The sequence below is a fragment of the Pseudomonas agarici genome (genome assembly GCF_900109755.1).
Lineage (GTDB): Bacteria > Pseudomonadota > Gammaproteobacteria > Pseudomonadales > Pseudomonadaceae > Aquipseudomonas > Aquipseudomonas agarici.
In genome coordinates this window covers 1-1,300 of the sequence record NZ_FOAR01000072.1, presented here as the reverse complement: position 1 = coordinate 1,300, position 1,300 = coordinate 1, and the positions used below count along the sequence as shown (strand labels likewise).

Genomic DNA, 1,300 nt, shown 5'->3' with positions numbered 1-1,300 from the left:
ATGGCAAGCCGGTGGCGCTGGACGGCCATCGTTGCGCCTGTGGTTGCCAGTTGGTCAGCACCCTGGCGGCCACTTCGATGATGGTCGCGCCATGAATCGCCCACCGGAATACCCCGACCTCATCGCGCCGGGCGAACCCCGCTGGCGCCGCTGGTGGCTGGGGTTGGTGCTGCTGTTTGGGGTGCAGTCGGCGGTCGCGCTGATGCTGTGGCCGCAGGAGCAACCGCGCCTGGCGTTGTGGCTGTGGAGCGCGGTGCTGCCGATGTGCTGGGCGCTGGTGCTGGCGGTACGGGTGTTGGTGTGGCAGATCGAACTGTTCAACCGCAAGGTGTATCTGCGCACTGTCGAGGCTGCCACGCAAGCGTGGTGGCAGCGGCGTTGCCTGGCTTTGCCGGTGCGGGAGGTGTTGTTGCTCGGGCCGGCGGGTGACGTGCAAACCTATTACCAACACTTGATGAAAGACCTCCCACTGTCGACGCCCTTGGCGACACCCGGCGCCACGCACCTTATGTTGCGTTGTCCGTTGTCGATGAGCGCTCTTACCGAGCGTGCCCCGGCCCTGGCCCAGCACCTGGCGCGTCTGACCCTGACACTCCCTGAACTGTCCGCGTGTTGGCCGCAGTTGCGGGCGACTGCCTGGGTGGGGGACGAGAGCAGTCAGGTGGCTTTCGCGCAGACGCTGGCCCAGGCAGGCATGGTGTTGCCCGAGGCGCGTTTGCCCTTACGGAGCTTGAGTGATCTGGACGACCTGATCGATACCTTCCATCGCGAGTGCCATGGCGAGGACGACTGGCTGTTGTGCGCCGGGGCGGTGTCGGTCGAGCGCGCTGAACAGAGCGAGCTGCCGGGTGAAGGGGCTTTCCTCTGGTGGGTCAGCCGACAGGGCCGGCAGTTGTTGCATCGCGCTGAATGCCAGGCGGACGAGTCGCCCGCCGAACTCTGTGGACAGATGCAGCGTTACGCCGGGCTGGAAACGCCGCCGACCACGTGCCTGGCCCTGGATAAAGCCAGCCAGGAAGCGTTTGCGCTGGGCGGTTGGTCGGCGGCGGAACATCAACTGAGCGGGCAATGGGGCGTGTTGGCGCACTTGGCTCCCTTTATCGGTATGTCTCTGGCCTTGCTCCAAGCGGGGACGGCGGGTCAGCCCTGTGGCTGGTTGAGCCAGGATGGAAACAAACGATTGGAAATTGGAGTGGCGGTGCCTTATGGCAACAGTTAAGGATGTGGGCAAGGGATCTTTGATACGCGTGGGGTTGGGCTATCTGCTGATCATCACGCTGTTGGTGCTGCTCGGTGGCCT

At 64.6% G+C, this 1,300-nt stretch carries 1 protein-coding gene and 1 pseudogene; both read left to right on the top strand.

All coding sequences use genetic code 11. The annotated features are described in order from the left end of the window. A pseudogene (locus BMX68_RS25790) lies at window positions 1–95 on the top strand (PAAR domain-containing protein); the annotation flags it as partial. After that, window positions 92–1,219 carry a KPHS_23130 family T6SS system protein gene (locus BMX68_RS25000; protein WP_501037500.1) on the top strand — a complete coding sequence of 376 codons (1,128 nt, stop codon included), beginning with the start codon at window positions 92–94 and terminating at the stop codon, window positions 1,217–1,219. The pseudogene BMX68_RS25790 and the gene BMX68_RS25000, both read left to right, overlap by 4 nt. Window positions 1,220–1,300 lie beyond the last annotated feature (81 nt).

Bases quoted from the DNA above. Each gene is read 5' to 3' on its own strand.
- BMX68_RS25000 (WP_501037500.1), top strand. From the start codon at position 92: ATGAATCGCCCACCGGAATACCCCGACCTCATCGCGCCGGGCGAACCC.